The organism is Segatella salivae DSM 15606 (genome assembly GCF_000185845.1).
GTDB classification, from domain to species: domain Bacteria; phylum Bacteroidota; class Bacteroidia; order Bacteroidales; family Bacteroidaceae; genus Prevotella; species Prevotella salivae.
In genome coordinates this window covers 1-2,005 of the sequence record NZ_GL629651.1, presented here as the reverse complement: position 1 = coordinate 2,005, position 2,005 = coordinate 1, and the positions used below count along the sequence as shown (strand labels likewise).

1 protein-coding gene and 1 pseudogene are annotated in these 2,005 nt (G+C 29.5%); both read left to right on the top strand.

The window, feature by feature from the left end:
* Positions 1-1,163: pseudogene (locus HMPREF9420_RS12560) on the top strand (hypothetical protein); the annotation flags it as partial.
* A complete protein-coding gene (locus HMPREF9420_RS12555) occupies positions 1,157-1,720 on the top strand; it encodes a hypothetical protein (RefSeq protein WP_007136112.1) in 564 nt (187 codons plus the stop codon). The pseudogene HMPREF9420_RS12560 and the gene HMPREF9420_RS12555, both read left to right, overlap by 7 nt.
* Positions 1,721-2,005: the final 285 nt, after the last annotated feature.

Genomic DNA, 2,005 nt, shown 5'->3' with positions numbered 1-2,005 from the left:
TCAATACAATTGGAATTGCATTTATGGCTAATAGAGAAGAGCTTATAATGACATGTCTGGCATACGATACTTTATTCGACGATTTCTCGTCTGTAGATATAGCTAGCATAGCGCAAGATATTCCATATCTTGCAGCTTTGAGTTTTATTGTTGCAAAGCATCATGATTTCTATTACTGTTTATCCGACTTAGAAGGACAAAAAAAAGAATTATATGAACTTAGGTGTTCTTTTTTTGAAGAAAAAAAGATTCTATCACGGTTAGATGAATTTATTGTGGGGCAAGATTATCCATATTTGATAGATAACCTTAGTACGATTTACTTTGAGATGTATATTCTACAATACTCTAACAAAAAAAGTAAAACTATAGAATTAACTCCAGAACAAAGGATACTTGTATATAAGTTATACCTTTATTGTTCTAGTTTATGGCTTAGAGATCAACAATATAATATTGAAAACTTAAATGTTATAGATCTCAATTTAAAAGTAGATGTACCTGTCACAGAATTTAAATTTCCTTCAGATTTTTATGCTCAATTATATAAAGCAAACGAATTCTTTGTTTTTTGTGAGAGCAGAAGCCCCTATGATACTATTTCAAAATGGTTAATTTGTGATAAAGGGAAAAATAATTTTCAAGAGTATCTTCTTGATATATTTGAGCTATTTAGACATACTACAAGTGATTACATTTTCAAGAAAAGTAAGCTTCCTAATGCAGTTCATTGGGTTCTAGACAATTACTGTATTGGCAAATTAAATCAAGAGCAACTATGCGAAAATAAAAATAAAGGTATAAGGTTTTTAAGAAATCATTTCTTTGTTAAAATAGATGATGATTCATTTCTCCTTTTGAACCCAACTTTCTTGACAGATAAATTTTATGAAGGAATTGTCTTTGATTTATGGAAAAGTATAGAAAACCATAAAGGGACTAATACTTTAGCAGATAAAATAAAAGACTTTACTGTTCTAAAATCTATGTTAGGAAGTTCATTTTCAGAGGAACATCTTTTCTATACGATTATGGACAAGTGTTTCACTTCCACTTCTCAAATCAAAGTAAGAGGGTCAGAACTCTCTGGTGTTGAAGCACCTCCAGACTACTACCTTAGAGAAGGCAACAACATTTTTTTCTTGAGTGCAAAGACGTGTTAATCAATAATGACAAAAGATACTCAACAGAAATAGAAACAGTAAAGAAAGAACTTTTAGATAAAATATGTAAGGATAGCACTTCCGAACGCAAAGGCGGTGCTCAATTACTCTACAGTATTAACAAGTACATTAATGAAAATAGTCTTTCTAAATTTGATAGGCCATATAACGACGGTGACAATGTCTATCCTATAATTGTAACAACCAATAGTGTGTTTGATGCATATGGTGTTAATCAACTAATTATGTGTAGATTTATAGAAATTGCTAAAAATAGATATAGCTCACTTAGGGGTAAACTAAAACTACCAATTATTATTAATATGGACTGTTTTATTAGCTTAATGAATAACTTACATAATGGAAATATTAAATTTAATGAACTTCTAGATAAGTATCAGTCTATGTATTTGGAGAAGCCAGAGATGAGATTTAAGCCATCATTCTATCATTTTATTAGAACACTTTATCATGGTCAACAAAAAACGAAAGCTGAAATATCTTATCTATTTGGTAGTTTATTTGAATCGCTAGGTAAAATCGCCACTACCTTATAAAAGCTGTAACCCATTTATAGGATACTATTATAATTGATAAAGGGAGGTGAATCGTAAGGGGATTATATTGAACTCACTTTAATTACATATTACTTTTCAATATTATAATAAAAGCGGAATGGGATAAGAAAAATTCTTATCCCATTCAATAGTAGAGGAACTGTTAAAACCTAAATCACGTTCTATTCTCTAACCTAAGTATTTGTTTACGTAATTATAACCTCTACGTTATCAAAACCATATATATATACAACTACAAATATAGCTATTTATATCCAATATTTC